A 19,445-nucleotide genomic window follows, 5' to 3' on the forward strand; every position below is an offset into this window, starting at 1 on the left:
TCTGGGCCGTGCGCGGGAATCTCAGTGGTTCATCCGGTGCGTCCTCGGCCGAGCTGTGCGCCTTCGTCGTATTCGCTTTCGTATCGGTCTGCGTCGCGTTGGCAGCACCGTTGGTCGCGATAATCGCGGTGACCGCGGCAGCGTCCATCGCCGCAGCGATCCTGTCGATCCGAAGCATTCGGTGGGCGTGGAGCATCTACTTCTTCGCATTGTGTGCCAACGGAGTGCAGGTCACCGTCGGCGGCTTCACCGTGCGTCCCGAATACATCGCGACGCCGTTGTTCCTCCTTGCGCTCCATGCCTACGCGGGCCGCGAGCCCGGTGCCAGAGCGCCGTCACCGTTCACCGTGGGCCTGATCATCGGCTCGGTCGGGCTGGTGTCCGTGGGACTCACCTCCAGCATGCTGTTCGCCCCCGACACCGCAGCCAGCCTGCGCATGGCCGTCCAACTGATCGCGGCACTGATCGTGGTGATCCCCCTGACGCGGGTAGCACTCGACCACCGATTCGTGGTGCGCTCGGGCACCGCCATCCTGTCTGCGATCTCGACGTTCAGTGTGGCGAGTTTCCTGCTCGACCCCAGCACTCGAGTCGACGGCCTGGCCTTCGAGTACAACATCATGGGGTGCCTGTGTGCCGGATGGATCGGAGTCCTGTACTACTTCGCAGGCGACCGCGCGGTGGTGACCCAACGGGTGCTGATGCTGGCAGCTCCCATCCCCGTCGCGCTGATACTCACGTCCACCCGGGCGGCTTGGATCGCACTCGCGGTCATCGCCGTCTGCGTGATGGTCCGATGCGCAGCGAGATACCCGGTAGCCATCGTCTGTTCCCTTGTCGCGTTCACCGTCGGCTTCGCGTATCTCCACGACGTCTACTACCGGGTGGGCGACGCCGATACGTTCCTGTGGCGGGTCGTCCACGTCATCGATACCGAAAGCGGCACCGGCGCGTATCGACTGCAGTTGTGGAACACCGCTGTCGAGCAGATCGCAGACCGTGACTGGAGTGCGGCGATCGGAACCGGTTTCAACTCCTTCTCCCAGTTCAACCCGGTCGATCCCACCAATGTCGGTGCTGCGTATCTGAGTTCGATGTGGTTGACGCTGATCTACGACGTCGGCTTCTTCGGTTTCGCCTTCTTCGTCGTACTGATGGTGAGCCTGTTCCTCGGGGTGCGGCACAAGAAGCACGCCCTCCCTCTGTTCGTCGCACTCGCCATCTGCACGTCGGTGACCAACGTGATCTGGTTTGCCTTTCCCTGGGTGTTCATGGCCCTCACCGTCACGGCTCCCCGCACCGGATCGAGTTCCGCGTCGGCCGCAGACGATGCCCACGGGATCGGTCATCCGCGGCAACGCCGGCGGCACCGAGCGGTGGCCACCTCGTGAGCAACCGCAGGCACGCAATAGTGCTGTCCTCGTTCACCGTTCACCCGGACATGCCCAGCGAGCCGGGTATCGGCTGGCAGTTCTTGATCGCCACCCTCGAGCACGCCCGAACTGTGGATGCAACGGTGGTGTTGGTGACGATGCGCCGCTCTGCTCAGGCCTGCGCCGGGCGGGTACCGGCCGAGCTCGAGCGACACCTCGAGATCGTCACTGTCGAGATTCCCCTGGCACCGCCGTTCTTTCGATGGCACTATCCCCGGTTCACCCGAGTCGAGCACGAACTGTGGGTTCGGTTGGCCACCAACCATATCCGGGAGATCGAGCGAACATACTCGGTGGTCTACGCGCACCACGTCACCTTTGCGTCGGAAGTTCTGTCGACACCGATCACCAGGATGTCGCCGAGCACCTACACGGTGTGGGGCCCGGTCGGGGCGGGCGGTGTCGCCGAGGTCTTCGCCATCTCACCCACTTCGCCTGCGTCACAGCGACAGCGGATTCTGCAGACGGCTCGCGACCGGGTGGCGTCGATCCCGGCCACGCGCATCGCTCGACGCTGTGATCTGGTACTCGCGCAGAACGGTGCGATGGAAGCGACCGTTGCACACACCGGCACTCGCTGCCGACGGTTTCCCAACGTCGTCGTCGATCTCCCGGCCGCTCGGCCGTCACGGACGGGGCACGACGGCATCATGATTCTCGTCGTCGGGCATCTCATCACGCGTAAGCGGCAGGAACTGGCGATCGAGGCGTTGGCGTCGACTATGTTGCAGGACGCACACCTCCACATCGTGGGCTTCGACAGTACGAGCCACGGCGCATATCTGCATCGACGAGCCGAGATTCTCGGCGTCCACGATCGAGTGACCTTCCACGGATCACTCCACCGCGCAGCGGTATTGGAGATGATGGTCCAATCGGATGTTTTGATGCATCCCTCGGGGCGCGAGGGTGCGAGCGGCGTCGTGGGCGAGGCGGCGGCGTGTGGTCTGCCGGTGGTGTGTTTCGAGCGGACCGGAGCCAGTTCGGTGCTCGAGGATTCGGGCACGTCCGGGGTGGTGCTCCCCGCCGACCCCGCCACCACCCGGGACGTCCTGGCGGACGCCATCGTTCGCGCGTCGACCATGCCGCGCATCAGCACGACGCAGTGGACGAAGCAGCGGTTCGTCGACCTCGCTGCACAGCTCTACGCCGAGGGTCTGTCGTTCGGCACGGCGATGCCCGGCCGGGTGGGTCGGTCACGATGACCACGACCCCCTCGGTCGACAGCTCGGCCGTCACCCGAGCCGGCGTGCTGATCCGCACCCTCGATCAAGGTTTGTGGTCGCTCGGCTTCTTCGTCTTCAACGTCACGGCCGGAGTGTCGCTGACGGTGAGCGAGTTCGCATCGCTGTCGGTCGGTGCGGCACTGGGTTTCATCGCCGTGGGCATCTCCCGGGCATGGGGGATCTACGCCCCGATAGTCGACGCAGCTCGGATCGGTGTCCGCCCCGAGGAGTCCATCGACCGCTGGTCGAGCTGGCGGGGCACCATTGCCTTCGCGACCGTCGTCGCCGTTGCGTCGTTCGTGTGGATCGGCCGGGGCGGCGAGTGGGGATATGCCGCCGCAGTCGCGGCGCTGGCCGCGACGATGGTGATCTCCGATCTGCCGCGTCAAGTCCTCATCATCCGAGGCCGCTACTCCCGGGCCGCCCTACTGGCGGCGATCTATGCCGTCGGCGCAGCACTCGCTGCGGCAGCAGTTGCTCTCGGTGTCGACAACACTGCGCTGCTGCCGATCTGGTTCTGTACCTTGTTGATCGTGCTCGCGGCCGGGCTCGTCTTCTGCGGCACGGCCACCTCCACCTCGAGATCCGATTCCCACTTCTCCATCGCATGGCGGATCACAGCGGAGGCCGTGTACCTGGGTTTCGGGAGCCAGATCGCCACGCTGCTGCTGTATCTCATTCAGGACGACACTGCCACGGCCGGTATCCGATTCGCGTACTCCCTGGTGTTCGCGCCGGCGTTCGTCGTCATCCAGAGTATTCAGCCGTTGATCTTCAAGCAGTTCGCGACACTCAGCGCGCAGGGCACGCGCGCAGTACTCCTGGTCTCGGTGCGATGGAACATCGCGGTGGCGCTCGGCCTCGGCATGTGTGGGCTCGTGGGGTTCACCGCACTCTCCACGGTGTTCTCCGATATCGGTCCCGCTGCCGCGCTGCCGTACGTGGTTCCGGTGGGCTTGGCAATCCTGTCTGCGCAGACTTTCGAGGTGGCGCTGATGGCCACCCGATTCTTCGTCGGCCCCGTGTCCACGCATCGGGCGCGGTTGGCATCGGTGCTCGTCGACGTGGGCAGCCAGAGTGTCGCCGTATTCGTCGGCGGGGCAGCAGGTTTGGTGTGGACGCTGATCGTGCTGAGCGGGCTGCGCATCGCTGTGTCGGTGGCGATGCTCGTCGTACTCCCACGACGCGACAGAACGGAGACGTCATGAGGGTCTTGTTCGACGGGTACTACTGGTTCGACGGTCCACCCGCAGGCATCGTCATCACACACGAGAAGATCTCGGCGTGGCGACGCGAGTTTCCGGCCGACGTGTTGACCGTGGCACTGCGCCGCAGTCCCTCGCCCGCCGAGGCGTCGGAGCTCGAAAGGCTGGGGGTCCGATGGATCCGTACCTACCTGCCGACGCAGCCGCTGAAGAACATGGTGGAGCTCTCGCTTCGAGTGCGCTTCGGGCGCTACGACATGGCATGGGGATCGAATTATTCACCGTTGCTGGGCAAATCGGCCGTGTTCGTGCACGACGCGCTGTTTCAGTCCAACCCCGAATGGTTCACTGCGATCGAGCGGATCTATCTCTTCCCCATCATGTTTGCCGCACGCGCGGCGAGCGTGCTGTTCGTCAGTAGCCGCACCGAGGCAGCCCGCATCGTCCATCACAATCCTCGACTGACGCCCACCGCCGTCACCGGCTTCGGAATCTCCCACGCTTTGCTCGACGCCCATCCGCAAGCACCTCACGCTCTCGAGCTCCGTCCCGGCGGCTTCGTGTTGTCCGTCGGTCGGTTGAACACCCGAAAGAATCTGGCAACGACACTCTCCGCCGCAGTGCGTTCGGGCGCGATCTCGCCGAGCCACCCGTTCGTGGTGGTGGGGCCCGCCAACGGTAAGGCCGACCAACTCGAGCGCCGGGTGCTCGCAGCGATCGACGACGGCGCCATTCGGTACACCGGTTTCGTCGAGACCGAACAGCTGGCCTGGCTGTATCGCAATACCGCTCTGTTCGTGTATCTCTCGCTCAACGAGGGCTACGGCCTCCCGCCCCTCGAGGCACTGCGCCTCGGGGCACCGGTGTTGGTGAGCGAGCGCCCCATCTTTCGAGAGTTGCTCGGTGAGTCGGTGCGGTATTGCGATCCCACCGACGCCGACGCGGTCGCGCGGGCCATGGCGCTGTGCCTGTCCACCGATCCACCACCGATGCCGACGAACTTCGAGTTTCCGTCATGGCAGCACATGGTGCACACAATGCGTGCCGCCATGGCCGATCCGAAAGGCGTGTCCAGTCGGCGGTTGACCTCGTGAGATGGCGGAGCGTGCTCGCTGTTGTGGTCGTAATTTTGGTAGCTGTCGCCGGGTGCAGCGGTACCACAGACACGTATCAGCCAGCGACGGCCACGACGACCGATGCCCTTGAGCAGCAACCACTGTCCACACGGTTGATTACGACGGACGATCCCGTCGACATCCTCCTCATCGGCGACGGCACGGGCATCTCGCTCGGCGGCTGGGTGTTCTTGACGATGCAGAGCCTCGCACAGGAGTACGGCCGTCCGGCGGTGATCCACGAGTGGGATGTTCTTGCGGGTACGGGGTACGTCGACCCGCCGATTTCGGTCGCCGACGGCGTCGGCACACCGATCTCCCTCTGGAACGCATCGGTCTCCCGCAATGTCGAATTTCTGACGAACGCGCTTCCGCAGATCCGTCCCCCGTCGGATATCGATGTGGTACTGGTGAGCAACGGTCTCGACATGGGCCCGCGCACCCTCGCCGCCGAGTCCGTTCCGCTGCTGCGCGCACTAGCCGATACGTATCCGCATGCGGCAGTGGTCGCGATATTGCAGCCGGCTCCTGGGGAGCCCGAGGAGCTCAGCACGCAGGTTGGGGCCAATGTCCATGATCTGGAGGTCTCCGCCCTTAAGAACAACTTTCAGATCATCGACGCGGCGACGTCAGTCGAGGGGGCAGAGGGAACGTACGACGGCGCGAGTCGGTATCCCACGCCCGAGGGGTATCGCCTGTGGTCGGTGTCCGTTCTCGGTGCACTCATCGACGACGTGAGCGTGCCGGCACGATGAAGGCGCGGCGGACGGTGCTTGTCTACGTCGCGGTCTCGGTGCTGTTCGTCGCGTTCAGCGGGATTGTGGGGTGGCAGATCGGCTCACGGTCCGAACCTGTGCAGGCAGGACCGGTACTCGAACGGTCGATCCCGGATTCAGTGCCGGTTGTTGCGTTTCTCGGTGACTCGTACAGCAGAGGCATCGGTGCGTCGACGACCGGAAAGCGATGGACGACGCTGGTCTCGGCGGCGATGGGGTGGTCGGAGCTCAATCTCGCCGAGGGCGGCTCTGGATACACCACTACCTACCTCGGGCAGAAAACCGACTACGGAATCAAGATGGATGTGATTGCCGCAGCGCAGCCCGACATTGTTGTCGTCTCCGGTGGTCGCAACGATTACGAGGCCGGCACCGCGACCGTCACCGGGGCAGTCGCATTGTCGCTGTTCGAAGCCATCAAGGCCGCGGCTCCCGATGCGGAGTTGATGGTCACCAGCCCGATCTGGGACTCCACCGAACCTCCGGCGGACTTCGCGACTCTGATCAACGGGGTGAAGTCAGCGGCCGCACAAGCCGACGCCCAGTACCTCGACATCGGGGAGCCACTCGCTGGTCGTCCGGACATGATCGACCCCGACGGGCTGCATCCCAATGACGCGGGACATCGGGCAATTGCAGAACAGACGACGAACACAATGGGGTGATCCAAATTGACACTTCGACGGCTCTACCAACCAGTCCATGCCGGGAGCCTCAAACACTGCGTTCGACATCGCCGGGCCCAAACCGAACGGCAAGAACCTGCCCGCCCGAAGCACGAGCACCGCCCATGGCTTGAACGATCGATGATAGGGACACTCGCAATTTATCGGCCATCGATAGACACTTGAGGGACCTACATTGATCGAATCACTAACTGCCGGGGGAGCACCCACTCAGGGACAAGCACTAGCGGCGAGGTTTGAAGAAACCACGACTCCAAGACTGCGTATACCTCGAGTACGGGGACACTCAACTCGGTAAATCCTAGTGCCCCGGGCAAATCCCCACTCCACGGCCCTCCTCTCCCAGAACGATCGAGAGCCACCAGCAGCAGCGAGACTCAACCACGGACCGTCCGGTACATCCGACCAGCACCCGATCTACGGGCTTACCGTTGATGGCTACGTGGGCATGCTGGAGCGGCACACGTACTGCAGAAACGACTGCGCCGGTCCGCCCAGCGTCCCCCACACACCAGCCAAGCGAATTAATTGGATCCACAGAGTGATCCCAGCCCGCTCGGCGGACCAGGTTTCGATACCAAAAAACGACTGTCCAAAAAACCAGGTGTAAAGAGTCATTCCGGGCGGGTCATACAGCCCGAGCGGTCCAGGGCTGCTGCAGCTGCTCCATGCATCTCGCTGACAACCGCTTGCTGTGCGAACCGAGCCCACAGTACGGCACAATGCTGGACATGCCGATGAAGAAAAGGGCAACACGAGACCCACACGACCCGTTGCGCAGACGCCGACTGGCCGTGCCAATGGCGGTTGTCGTCGCCGGCATCGTTTTCGCACTGTTCGCGACTGTCACAGCTGTTACCCGCGAGCCAAATGACTCATATGTTTCAACGTTTGCGCCCAACGAACCAAGTGGGACGACACCCCAGTTCGTCCTGCCGCGCGACCCACGGCTACTGATCCTGGGCGACTCATACACCCTAGGATCAAATGCCCGGCCTGAAACCGACGGTTACGCCTATCGAATAGCGCGTAGTCTCGGTTGGCCAAATGAGATTGATGGGGTCGCTAACACAGGTTTCACATGGGGTGGCGGCAGCAACGGTGATGAGAATAACGATTACATCAATAGAATACAGCGCCATGCCGATTCCGGCGGCCTCAAACCAAACGTTCTACTTCTGCAAGGCGGGCAGAACGACTATCGCTCCGAACCAACAGATCTATTCAATAAAGTAGCGGAAACAATCGCCGCCGCCCAGCAGGTTTGGCCTGAAGTTCAAGTGATTGTAATGGGACCTTCGCAACCGATGCCGGGAGGAAAGCTCCTGCAACGCGTATCGTCGCCCATAGGCCAAGCCGCGGGCGCAGCACGCATACCGTTCATCAGGCCACTTGGCGGAAAATGGTTTACGGACAAAAACAGCACAGGCTATTCCGGTGACGGAAATGGAACCAGTCTCAACAATGAAGGTCACGCATACCTCGCAGGTAAGGTGTTGGAGGCCCTCAGGCGGATCGGAATCCCGACGACTTAAGGCAGTTAAGTATCCCGCACCACCTGAATCAAAAGGAAAAAAGAAGACCATCAACATGCGAAAAAATTATCAGCATCGTTTTCCCACAGGACGATGATGATTGTTCTGGATCATCGCGCCGAAGAATTTCAAACCGCACGACAGCGGCACAGACTGCTAAGATCGTTCAGAGGCGGAAACGGCCGCGCACATTAGTCAGGGGTACGGCATGACACGAAATAATAACAATCCGCTCGTTAAAGTTGGCAAGATACCATTTCGCGTCTCAACAGTACACTCCGCCGTCTCTGAGATCTATTACTACGTGGACACCAAGCAGACAATTTCAATTCGACTGTCTAATGCCTACTGTGTAGCACTTGCTTCTCAAGACGCGCACTACGAAGCGCTGCTTAACGGACCCGGCCTCAATTTCCCCGACGGAGCGCCCGTCGCATGGCTTATGCGCCGCAAAAATCCACACGCAGAACAGGTGCGAGGACCGTCGCTCTTCAAGATGGCCCTAGAAAAGGGTCAGTACCACTCGGCGCGGCATTTCTTTCTAGGCTCCACCGATTCTACACTCAAAAAATTATACACAGTCATAGCAGAACAATATCCGGCGTTAAACGTGTCAGGAACATACTCCCCACCATTTGCGCAAATCGACGAAGATTTTTATGCCAAATGCCTTTCCGTGCTTGATAAGCGTGACCAAGACATTATCTGGGTGGCATTGGGAACTCCCAAACAAGATTTCGTTGCACAAGAACTAGCGCGAAGAACCGGTGCCGTCTGCATCGCGGTTGGGGCAGCTTTCGACTTCACCGCAGGCAGCGCAAAAGAAGCTCCAAGGTGGATCCAGCGAATCAACCTTGAGTGGCTCTACAGACTCACAACCGAACCGAAGCGGTTGTGGCGCCGCTACATATTCGGCAACATTCGATTCCTATACTCCGCCGCAAAGCACTCCAAGCAGCCCCAGGCTGGTCAACGAAACGAATAACTTCTGCAGAGACTCTAGTTTGACCGTCGGAAATCAAAGCTGTCGAGAACAGCGTGCAACGGATTTTTACTGCGCGCCAGCAATTTTTGATGAGTTTCCGACCGTCTCTCAACTTCACCCTTCGGCACGTCGGAAGCAAGCCGAGACAAGGCACTACGGACCGATGCATCTGCCATCTTTGCGATCGACTCTGACCGCCGAAACTCGGCAGAATCACCCCTGCGCTCTTTCGCGATTGCATCTTGTATGGCAACCTCAATGTCTACCACCTGCACTCCAGCTGGCATGGGATCTTCCCAGCTGTTGGAATATCGCACGATCTTCTCAAGCTCAACCGCTACCCTCGCTCGATTAAAGCTGGAAGAAATGATCCAACCGTGAAGCGAAGTGCCAATCCACAGTCCACAACCAGCAATTTCTTGGGCCTTCTCTAGTGCAGTCCCGTTTAGTGGCATAGAAATATCACGAGAAGTATTCATCGACGCGAAATGCTGCACGACCTCTTCATAAAGATCATACGAATCATGTCCAGTAGCGTATCCCGCGGCGAATAGCCTTAACCTATAGGGCTTCAACGACTTGGATTCACTAAGAATTTGAGCGAATCGATGAGTACCAATCCGCCGAAGAACCGCACCCTTTACCTGAATCAGAGCAAGATCCGGTTGAGCGTCAGGCCGAAAATCGGGGTCATCTCGAAGTGTATGAACAAGATCGGGTGCCAGCGTGTGCTCAACTCCAGCCTTACGCAACGTTTGGCTTGAGCCACGATCACGTACGGAAACGAAACATGCCTCCCGGACAGAAGTCCATGCTTCGACTCGACGCGAACCGATAAGGTTCTGTAGCCCACTTAAACCAGCTGAATTGATGGCGTACGGTACTGCAAAAGTACCGGATGTATTAGACATACGCGGTAAGTAGGGTGAAGCGGAGATCGGTAGTCCAAATTCGTCTTCAAGCATTTTCTTTTTTTCCTTGAAGGACAACTTCTGCCATACGGCAAGCTTGTCAACCGATGCAGACATTCGCAGCGCCGACGCCGCTGACGTACCCCCTACCTCCCCTCCAACCACCAAAACCGACGATAGCCTTCCCTCCCCCGCAACGTCGGCATACCGGTCCGTGGGATGCGGTCCGCCGCTAGTTGCAGAACTAGAAAACGGGGAGAGGGCGACAGACCTTGTAGAACCAAGATACCGACGACTGACTTCCAGGAAAAGAACATCTCCAAAATTGTCTCGTTCATAGGCACCTATAAGGCCAACGCTACGTTCGCTACTTGACATGTCAATCCTCTTCTCTTACAGATCAGGCTCTCGGATTCAGTCTCGATCGCGGATATTCGTCGACAACTCGACCGAGCGTCTATCGATAGGCCATCCTCATTGCGGACACAATTGACAGAATATCCCTTCTTACCTGAGGAATAATCCAAGCCAGTAAAACGGCGACTACTATGAACCCCAGCAACGATGAAGTCAACACATACAATGTAGACCAAGGAACCAAAGTAATCCCTAAAGAGACCAGGCCGATTGGTACGCAGAACAAAAGAATCCCGCGGAGCCCGTCGTACAAAATTGCCTTCTTCGGTAAACCTGCCGCCGATGTCGCCACAACAGCAGATACCGGCCAATAGAAAAGCCATCCGAGCGAGTTTGCCACCGCTACTCCGACTATACCCCATGGTATTCCCGAAAGGGATATCAGCAAAATCGTAGGCTGCGCAATCAGGCTCAACCTAAGCGAAGCTCCAGTCGCGCCGCAAGCGATGAATAGCCATTGACTTGCGTGTCCGAGCGAGCGAAATATTGCTCCTATACAAAGAACCTGCAACACGGTGCCGGCCGCACGCCAATCGTCACCAAGGAGCGTAACAACAAAGATAGGCGAGGTTGCGGCGAGGTAGGAAAAGAGTGCGCCTGTAGAGTACAAGATCACCAGTTGGCCTCGACGATAGAACGCTTCGACTTGCTCTTTATCATCACGCAATCGAGACAGAATAGGCACTACGACGCGCTGTAGGTTGTCAACGGTCGCAGTGATCGGAACAATTGACAACTGTTGCGCTCGGTCGTAATTTCCCAGTAGGTTCGGAGAGAAACTGAGGCCCATGATCGGAATCAACGCCGATCTCGAGCCGTCCCGAAGTACGTTAGAACCGAAGATCCTCAAACCAACTTCAAGAATTGGACGAACCTCGCGCGCCCAGTCACCAGGCCGCCCTGGAATCCAGCGCGAAACTGCTAGCACAAATAAGAGTTGCACTGCTGACATAATCACACCCTGAGCTACCAGTGCCTCAATTCCAAACCCCGATAGAGCCAAACAAATGGCAACTGTTGTAGACGTGGCCTGAGCGACAACCTCACTTATCGCGAGCGCATTAAATTTAAGCTTACGAACCAATCTTAGCCTAAACTGTGATTGAATTCCGCTAAGCAGAGGAACGAGAGCGAGCCATTGAACAAGTACCGAAATCTCTTGGTTATCATAAAGACGCGCTAACGCAGGTGCCAATACAAGCATGACAACGGCAGTAACCATGCCTAGAATGGAATTGATCCAAAACAGAAATGACTGCGCTTTGTTTGATAGGCTTTTCGCCTGTGCGGTCGCCATCGGCAGACCAAGAAATATGATTGCTGACGCGAATGAACTTATCGATACTGCGATGGCAGCCAGGCCAAAGATTGATGGTGCCAGCAAACGTGCCAGTATTACGAGACCGACAATGCGGATCGAGATGGATACTACTTGCGCGACTACTGTGACGACGCCTCCGCGAGCACCGGCACGCGCCAAAGCTCTGGTCTCATTCATAAGTCTTCCCTACCGAAGACTTACCAGTCACTACTCGATATACTTCCACCAGTTTTGCAGCCAATGCTTCTTCGGAGAATAACGCCTTCCAGTGTCCAATCGCGGAATGCGAGAGGATTTCCATGTCCGCATCGCCTACCGATAGTAGACTCGAGGCGGCGAGTATCCATGCGTCCGTAGAAAAGGTGTCGACTACCGCACTGTAATCTAGGCCTGCAACGATCTCGGGCAAGCCTCCTCTATTTGAGACTAGCGGGAGGGCTCCCACCGCTAGCGCCTCTGCCGCAACTCGCCCGAAGGGTTCGTCCCAGGCCGACGGTACCAGTACTAGCTTGGTGTCGGCCAAGGTTCTCATGGTATCGACGTAGCTCAAGGCTCCCATGTATCTGATTTGGCCGTCTGACTTGCGAGACCGTTCCTGCACCTCGGAACGTAGGCTTCCATCACCGATGACAACTGCTGCAACATTCATAGATTCGGCTACATCTAGGGCGATACGGACGCCCTTTTCCTCCTCAAGTCGTCCCACGAAGCACAAATCAAATGTCCTCGCTTGTATTGACCGGGCTTTTACGTCTTCGGGCACCGAGATCGCATTGTGAATAGCATGGTTTGGCACGCCATCGACCAAATCGCTTTCGATGTTACCCGCAACGAATCGACTAACTGATATATATGAACCGGGCGGATAGCGACTTTCTGCACGCGAGTCGATCAACCGTGAAGCACTAGCTCCAAGGGACGCTGAACGGCTACCTCTGTAACATGCGTGCTTAATTCCGGGCAGCGACAGCTCCGTTCCGGAACATAAAGTGCAACCATGTCCGTCTCGAGCAAACGTTCCAGCTAAGCAGCCTTTCCGATAGTTCCTTATGGTGCGAACCCAAGGCACACCCGCCAAACGAAGAGCGTCGATGGCTGCTCCACCGAGCTGCGGGAAGAGATTCTCGGCATGGACAATGTCGGGCCCAAATTTTACAATAGCCTGATCGAGCTGCTGCATAACGGTCTTGTTCGAGACAATGGCCTTCATTCTGCCAAACGAGTTCAGGTCCGACAGGGACTCGTTGTTCACAGTCAGCAAATTCACATTATGTCCCGCAGATCTTAACGCCCGAACTTCACTCGCAACCGATTGCCGCTCACCGCCAGCCTGCAGGTAATCGTTAAAAATCATTAGTATTTTCAAATTCGACCAACCGAACGAAGAAGTGGATTCAGTTGCAGCCGAATATGGTCATTGCTTTGCAGTGCCGGGTTCAGTGGGACGATCATCGGGTCAATTCTTTCAGTTGTCGCGGGTACCGGAAATAGTTACTGCACTCTGCTTCGCATCAATTCTGGATCTTTGAGAGCTAGTTCGCAAGCTTCATCGAAGGCATTCGCGAGGCTGCGGAACTCGAAGATCTCCAGGGCACGTGCACGCATGTGATCGCCGTTTTGGTTTCGCTTTTCTGGATCAGCCATTTCCTTAAGTAGAATAATGAGGCCGTCTAGGTCGCCGTCTCGAAAGATTGCGCCCCTTGACCCCACAGCCCAAGGCATTGGCTCGACATTGCTCACGATGACTGCACGGCCCGCCATCATTGCATCCACTAACTTGACTGGAAGCTGACCAAGAGAATCTTTGGTCCGGCGCGACGGAATTACGACAATGTCGGCGTCAGCGACGATTTTTAGACCTTCCTCTAATGAAGACGTTCCTATCCAGTCTTCCCACGGCCTGGCGTCAGATGGCGCTGACGCTGTCACCTTAAGCCGGAATCCCTGCTCTGCGAGTTGTGTGACCGCCTTGCGTAAGAGGTCGATGCCTTTGTGATTGCGCGGAGTTCCGACAAAAGTAACTGTCGGATTAGTGCTTACATTTTCCTTGCCCGGTCCGTTGTCGCGTCGCGCATGAGGAACCAGCAGACCCCCATATTGTTCTTGAAGCGTCGGGTTACTCACTATTCTTTGTATGTTTTTGTTCGATCTGAGATTTCTAGTGCGAATCCAGAAGAAGAAGAACCTTAATCTCCATAGGAATGCCCGCCACAGAGGATCCAAATCAAGTCGCGCGTCGAGATCCGGATCGTCAATATCCAGAAGAAGGCTAAAAGCCTGCCTCTTTCGTGCGGCTAGCACTAGACCGAGTGACTTCGGAAGTGGTTTCACAGCTAAAACTAAGTCGAATTTTCTGACCTCTGACACCAGATCTTTTACCCTTGCTCGATACGAGCTGAGCTCTCGAATTTCGCACGCGCGCTCGAACTCACTGTTACGAAGCGGTGCCCAAACCTCGCTCCCAAAGTACGACAAGACTGTTACGTCCCAACCTTTGCTCTTTGCCAGCATCCAGAGAGCGTATGTTCGACCGGTTGAGTTGTCATCGATTTGAGGTGACACTATGAGCATTCTTTTGGTCATATCGTTCCGCCTTTTTCATATAACCGGCCGCTATCCTTTGCGCCTTCAACTATCATCTGTCTTCCAATCTGCCCACCCTCACTTGGACGTGCAATTGCCATCGCCACGCTCAAGGTGAAGGTCATGTAACCAAACGGCGACTCGAGAATTACGCCTCCTAGGGCCGTAAGAAGCACTCCAATGCTGCACGCACGTCCAATATCGGTAAATTGCCCAGGTGTCCTAGGTGATGAAAAGCTGGCGGCTATAAGAAGAACAACTATGGCCGCCACAGCGACAGCGCCGGCAATGCCAAGAAATGCATACCAAGTAATCAGGAAGTTATGAGCAGCACGAACTTGTGGATCGCCCGACAAAAATTCCAACGCACCACTGTCGCGAACTGGATTGACACCGAAGCCGGAGCCAAACACTCGACGCTCATCGTCAGAGTTTGTGTAGTTTATTAGTCTTTCCCAGGCATAAAGTCTGGCATTCCAGGTATTCTGACCAGAGGCGTACGTGTCACTGTCGTTCGGAAGCAGTTTTTGCAGCCCTACCGCCCAAGACGGTGGATTATCTTTGAAGATCACGAACAAGGGGATGACAATCGAAAGTACCGCACATGCTGAAGCTAAACGAATTGGGCCCCTCAGTCTATCGCCAAACGGCTTTATGCTGATAAATATTATGCTCACGGCAACGATGCCAGCTATCATCCCCGCCCTACTCCCGCTGAAGGTAATGGCTGTCAAATTCCCCACTATTAACAACACTTTAAGTGAATTTCTGAGATGCGACGCGCAAGCGATCACGGCGATGGCTAAGCCACAAATGAGCATATCGAAATCATTCCGCGTTGTGAACGCGGGCACCCCGCCAATGAGTGGGATTGCGATTGGCGTCAACAGTCCGATCTTAGCCGGAACGATCCAGATCGTATGAAGGATCACGGCAGTACACAAATATCGAAATACGAGTTTCGAACCGAGTGTGCATATCGCGCGGATAAATAAGGGTATTGCTGCAAAATAGACAAACGGCATCGCGTCCCGGATTGCAAGAATGTTCGCGCCGCCTCCAATAGCTGCTCCGATGGCGATGCACAGAACGGAAAGCAGTGAGGCACAAATTACGAGGTGTTGTGCGAACGCTGACGTAGGCAGTCGGTTGAAGTGACTTTTATTTGTTTCGTCAATAGATTTCGTTCCGCCAATGACGTAAAGCAGCACACCCAATCCCACCGCAATATCAGGCAGGTAGAAAGGGCCGCCCGGCAACTTAAGGTAGCTTCCCCAGCGGCCGAGGGCTACAGCCATCAAGGGGCCAATAATCATAAGCTTGGCTCCGAGCAGTCTGCTTTCCGCTACGGTCCCACTGGTTAATGCCTTCGCCGTTGTCGATATCAACTTATTCCGCCTCGGTCGGGACTCACTTTTGCTGTTCGATTCGATACGTTGGAGTCGCTGCATAGGTTGAGCTCGTGGGTGTGTCCCGAAGCCCCTTCTTCAGCCCAATTCGCGAGGTGGTGATGATTGCCTTGGGCTGGTCCTCAATGAATCGGCATGCTTTCGGAACCAATCCACTGTGGAAGCGACCCCCTCCTCGAGGTCAATTTCCGGCGTCCATCCCGCGTCCCGCAGCTTGTTCACATCGAGCAGCTTCTGCGGTGTCCCATCCGGTTTGGAGATGTCCCACTCGGTCTCACCTTCGAATCCGACTGCAGAGGCCACGATCTCGGCGATCTCCTTGATCGTCGCATCCTCACCGGTACCGACGTTCACCTGATCCGGACCGTCGTAATGCTCGAGCAAGTGGATGCATGCAGCTGCCATATCGTCGACATGCAAGAACTCACGCCGCGGAGAGCCGCTTCCCCAGTTGGTCACCGTGTCGATACCGTCGCGGCGAGCCTCGTCGTAGCGACGGATCAGCGCCGGCAGGACGTGTGAGCCTTTCGGGGAGAAATTGTCGCCCGGGCCGTAGAGATTCGTCGGCATCGCCGAAATCCACGGCAACCCGTACTGCTTACGCACCGACTGGATCTGCAAGATACCGGCGATCTTCGCGATGGCATACGCATCGTTCGTCGGCTCGAGATGACCCGTGAGCAGGTACTCCTCCTTGATCGGCTGCGGAGCCAACTTCGGATAGATGCACGAGGACCCGAGAAAGAGCACCCGCTCGACGTTCTGAGCCAACGCCGCATCGAGCACGTTCACCTGAATACGAAGATTGTCCGACAGGAAATCCACCGGATACGTACTGTTCGCCAAAATTCCACCTACTTTGGCCGCCGCCAACACCACCGTCCTCGGCTTGGACTCCTCGAAGAACGCGAACACCGCATCACGATCCTTGAGATCCAACTCCGACGACGACCGACCGATCAGGTCGCTGAAACCCGAGTCCTCGAGCTGCCGCCAGATCGCGGAGCCCACAAGACCTCGGTGCCCGGCCACATACAAGGGCGCATCACGATCGAGCGGACCGGGCGTGTAACCGGAGACCTCCGATCCTTCTGTCCCCACGGTGCTCATGCCCAATCCGGCAGCGACGGGCGGTCGATCCACGGACGACCCTCGTGCTCGAGCGCCGCGATATCGGCATCGACCATGATCTTCGCGAGCTCGGGGGTGTGCACCTTGGCTTTCCACCCGAGCTTGGCTTCGGCCTTGCTGGCATCACCGACCAGAGCATCCACCTCGGTGGGACGCAGGTAGCGCTCGTCGAACTTGACGTGCTTCTCCCAATCCAACCCCGCCCGCTCGAACGCAACGACGAGGAAATCCTTGACCGAGAAGTTGCCGCCGGTCGCCAACACGAAGTCATCCGGCTCGTCGGCCTGCAGCATCCGCCACATGCCCTCGACGTACTCCGGCGCGTAACCCCAGTCGCGGATGGCATCGAGGTTGCCCATGTACACGTTCTGCTCGAGCCCGGCCTTGATCCGGGCCACCGCACGCGTGATCTTGCGGGTGACGAATGTTTCGCCGCGGCGCGGAGATTCGTGATTGAACAGGATTCCGTTGACGGCGAAAATGCCGTACGCCTCGCGGTAATTCTTGGTCACCCAGTACGCGTAGACCTTCGCTGCGCCGTACGGCGAGCGCGGATAGAACGGAGTCTCCTCGTTCTGCGGCGGCGGCGTCGCGCCGAACATCTCCGAACTCGAGGCCTGATAGAACCGGCACTGCAGACCGGCAAGACGCACCGCTTCGAGCAACCGGATGGCTCCGACGCCGGTGGTGTTACCGGTGTGCTCGGGTTCGTCGAAACTCACGCGGACGTGCGACTGCGCACCGAGGTTGTAGACCTCGTCCGGCTGAATCTCGGTGAGCAAGGTGACCAGACGCGCACCGTCACTCAAGTCGCCGTAATGCAGAAACAGCTTGGCCTTCTCCTCATGCGGATCCTGATACAAATGCTCCAAGCGAGAGGTATTGAACGACGACGACCGCCGAATCAGGCCGTGCACCTCATACCCCTTGCTCAACAACAGTTCCGCAAGATAAGAACCATCCTGACCAGTGATGCCAGTTATCAACGCACGCTTCATCGTGTCCACTCCTCTAAGACCCGGCACGGAGCCGTCGTTTCAATGAAATTGGACATGTAGCTCAGTACGCCCCGTCGCTTCCAGCGACTGCCTTCATGGTCTTGGCAATGATCAGCAGGTCTCCCACCATCGACCAGTTCTCGACATACGAAAGATCCAGTCGCACAGTCTCCTCCCACGACAAGTCGGATCGTCCACTCACCTGCCACAGGCCCGTGACTCCCGGCTTGACCAGCAGTCGCCGACGAACCTCACCGTTGTAGGTCTCGACCTCGCGGCGCAGCGGTGGCCTCGGACCCACCACACTCATTTCCCGCCTGAGCACGTTCAGGAACTGTGGCAGCTCATCGAGGCTGAGGCGGCGCAGGACCTTGCCGACTGGCGTCACCCGCGGATCGTCGCGCATCTTGAACAGAACCCCGCCGGCACCCTCGTTCCGATCGAGGAGGTTCGAAACCTGCTTGTCCGCATCGACAGTCATGCTGCGGAACTTGATCATCGAGAACGGCTTGCCGTCGATGCCCATCCGCTCGGATGTGTAGAACACGGGGCCGCGGCTCGTTGCCTTCACAGCGATGGCCACGGCCAGCAGGATCGGTGAGATCAACGCCAGGACGAAGGCAGCAAAGGCCAGATCGAACGCCGTCTTGCTGAAGCGCGTCGCACCGTTGTACTGAGGCTTCTCCACGTGGATCAACGGGAAGCCCGCGACGGGACGCATCACCAGGCGCGGCCCGGCGACGTCGACAACACCCGGCGCGACAACCAGGTCGACATCCTTCTTCTCCAGGTCCCAGATCATCTTCCGTATTCCTTTGTGCCCGAGATGTTCCGTGGCCGTCACGGCAACAGTGTCGGCACCGCACTCTTCGATCGCGGAAAGGACGTCGTGTTCATCGCCGAGAACCGGGATGTCCGATCCTTCGACACTGACAACTCCGTCACGTGGGGCCTCGCAGCCGGGCATACAGATGCCGACCACCGCGTAGCCCGCGGAGGGGGACTTCTCGAAGGACTGCGCCATCGAGACTGCCGCCGAGCGACTGCCCACGATCAAAACCGAGGTCTTGTACTCGCCCTTGCTACGGAGTTGTGCGACAACCTTCCGCCAGATCCACCGGCTCAGCAGCAGAGCCATGAGTCCGACGGGCAACGCAATAGCGAGGTAGAGACGCGCGAAGTCGATTCGAAACAGCAAGGAAGCAATCGCAATGACACCGAACAGGCGGAAGGTGGCCGACACGATGCGTCGGTACTCCTCAGCCCCGTTACCGATTACTCGCGGGGACCTCGTTCGGAAGACGGCGAGAAACGCGATCCAGACTCCGGCGATGACGACGGATACGCCCGTGTACGTCATCGTCGACACCAAGCCGGCATCCCCGAATCGCACGATTTGGGCCAGAGCAACCGAGGCAGCGACGGCAACGACGTCGGTGACACGCAGTCTTTTGATGTATCGCCCCTCCCACACATGGCGCGACGTCAGCCTTCGAACCGCTACCGCGTCGGTTCGACGCGGAGAACCCCACAGAGAGCGCTGTGCCGCCCCGACATATGCCACGTGCTCCCCCTCCTCTGCATTCGAGCGCGCACCGTAGGTGAGCGAAAAATTCTTCGATCCAGACCAATCCACGCTGCAACCAGTCTCGAATTGGGTATGTATCGAATCGAATGATTCCACGCTGCCAGCCGAATCACCACGCGAGCGGCG

Annotated in this window: 16 protein-coding genes and 1 pseudogene; 8 read left to right on the forward strand and 9 right to left on the reverse strand. The window is 58.1% G+C overall.

The window, feature by feature from the left end:
- The first annotated feature begins 8 nt into the window (after positions 1-8).
- The 8 genes from R4P57_RS18125 to R4P57_RS18160 all read left to right on the forward strand — a co-directional run bounded on the left by R4P57_RS18125 (position 9) and on the right by R4P57_RS18160 (position 8,961).
- Positions 9-1,391 carry an O-antigen ligase family protein gene (locus tag R4P57_RS18125; protein ID WP_317804196.1) on the forward strand — a complete coding sequence of 461 codons (1,383 nt, stop codon included), beginning with the start codon at positions 9-11 and terminating at the stop codon, positions 1,389-1,391.
- Complete coding sequence (locus R4P57_RS18130) at positions 1,388-2,638, forward strand: glycosyltransferase family 4 protein (RefSeq protein WP_317804197.1); 1,251 nt, start codon at positions 1,388-1,390, stop codon at positions 2,636-2,638. Before R4P57_RS18125 ends, R4P57_RS18130 begins: the two co-directional genes overlap by 4 nt.
- The gene (locus R4P57_RS18135; RefSeq protein ID WP_317804198.1) at positions 2,635-3,867 is read left to right on the forward strand and encodes a hypothetical protein; all 1,233 of its coding nucleotides are present in this window, start codon (positions 2,635-2,637) and stop codon (positions 3,865-3,867) included. The genes R4P57_RS18130 and R4P57_RS18135 overlap by 4 nt, the downstream gene beginning before the upstream one ends.
- Positions 3,864-4,958 carry a glycosyltransferase family 1 protein gene (locus R4P57_RS18140; RefSeq protein WP_317804199.1) on the forward strand — a complete coding sequence of 365 codons (1,095 nt, stop codon included), beginning with the start codon at positions 3,864-3,866 and terminating at the stop codon, positions 4,956-4,958. The genes R4P57_RS18135 and R4P57_RS18140 overlap by 4 nt, the downstream gene beginning before the upstream one ends.
- A 134-nt stretch (positions 4,959-5,092) precedes the next feature.
- A complete protein-coding gene (locus tag R4P57_RS18145; protein WP_317804200.1) occupies positions 5,093-5,734 on the forward strand; it encodes a hypothetical protein in 642 nt (213 codons plus the stop codon).
- On the forward strand, positions 5,731-6,420 hold the full coding sequence (locus tag R4P57_RS18150; protein WP_317804201.1) for an SGNH/GDSL hydrolase family protein: 690 nt from the start codon (positions 5,731-5,733) through the stop codon (positions 6,418-6,420). The genes R4P57_RS18145 and R4P57_RS18150 overlap by 4 nt, the downstream gene beginning before the upstream one ends.
- Positions 6,421-7,172: 752 nt before the next feature.
- A complete protein-coding gene (locus R4P57_RS18155; protein WP_317804202.1) occupies positions 7,173-7,976 on the forward strand; it encodes an SGNH/GDSL hydrolase family protein in 804 nt (267 codons plus the stop codon).
- A gap of 208 nt (positions 7,977-8,184) precedes the next feature.
- On the forward strand, positions 8,185-8,961 hold the full coding sequence (locus R4P57_RS18160) for a WecB/TagA/CpsF family glycosyltransferase (protein WP_317804203.1): 777 nt from the start codon (positions 8,185-8,187) through the stop codon (positions 8,959-8,961).
- A 14-nt stretch (positions 8,962-8,975) separates the two neighbouring features.
- Here R4P57_RS18160 and R4P57_RS18165 read toward each other — a convergent pair whose 3' ends face one another.
- The 9 genes and pseudogenes from R4P57_RS18165 to R4P57_RS18200 all read right to left on the reverse strand — a co-directional run bounded on the left by R4P57_RS18165 (position 8,976) and on the right by R4P57_RS18200 (position 19,265).
- Positions 8,976-9,989: a polysaccharide pyruvyl transferase family protein gene (locus R4P57_RS18165; protein WP_317804204.1), complete on the reverse strand. Its 1,014-nt coding sequence runs from the start codon at positions 9,987-9,989 to the stop codon at positions 8,976-8,978.
- Between the two features lie 340 nt (positions 9,990-10,329).
- The gene (locus tag R4P57_RS18170) at positions 10,330-11,787 is read right to left on the reverse strand and encodes a lipopolysaccharide biosynthesis protein (RefSeq protein WP_317804205.1); all 1,458 of its coding nucleotides are present in this window, start codon (positions 11,785-11,787) and stop codon (positions 10,330-10,332) included.
- Entirely contained in the window at positions 11,780-12,373 is a 594-nt protein-coding gene (locus R4P57_RS18175) for a glycosyltransferase family 4 protein (protein ID WP_317804206.1), read from the reverse strand. The genes R4P57_RS18170 and R4P57_RS18175 overlap by 8 nt, the downstream gene beginning before the upstream one ends.
- A gap of 288 nt (positions 12,374-12,661) precedes the next feature.
- Positions 12,662-12,964: pseudogene (locus R4P57_RS26830) on the reverse strand (glycosyltransferase); the annotation flags it as partial.
- 137 nt (positions 12,965-13,101) lie between these two features.
- Complete coding sequence (locus R4P57_RS18180) at positions 13,102-14,121, reverse strand: glycosyltransferase (RefSeq protein WP_317804207.1); 1,020 nt, start codon at positions 14,119-14,121, stop codon at positions 13,102-13,104.
- A 68-nt stretch (positions 14,122-14,189) separates the two neighbouring features.
- Entirely contained in the window at positions 14,190-15,491 is a 1,302-nt protein-coding gene (locus R4P57_RS18185) for an O-antigen ligase family protein (protein WP_317804208.1), read from the reverse strand.
- A gap of 189 nt (positions 15,492-15,680) precedes the next feature.
- Positions 15,681-16,712, reverse strand: coding sequence for a GDP-L-fucose synthase (locus tag R4P57_RS18190; RefSeq protein ID WP_317804209.1), 1,032 nt, complete (start codon positions 16,710-16,712; stop codon positions 15,681-15,683).
- Positions 16,709-17,731 carry a GDP-mannose 4,6-dehydratase gene (gmd, locus tag R4P57_RS18195; RefSeq protein ID WP_317804210.1) on the reverse strand — a complete coding sequence of 341 codons (1,023 nt, stop codon included), beginning with the start codon at positions 17,729-17,731 and terminating at the stop codon, positions 16,709-16,711. Before gmd ends, R4P57_RS18190 begins: the two co-directional genes overlap by 4 nt.
- 61 nt (positions 17,732-17,792) lie before the next feature.
- Positions 17,793-19,265 (reverse strand): sugar transferase, encoded by a 1,473-nt coding sequence (locus R4P57_RS18200; protein WP_411742391.1) that lies wholly within the window; start codon positions 19,263-19,265, stop codon positions 17,793-17,795.
- Positions 19,266-19,445 lie beyond the last annotated feature (180 nt).

This window comes from Rhodococcus sp. IEGM 1330 (assembly GCF_033142445.1).
Taxonomy (GTDB): Bacteria; Actinomycetota; Actinomycetes; order Mycobacteriales; family Mycobacteriaceae; genus Rhodococcoides.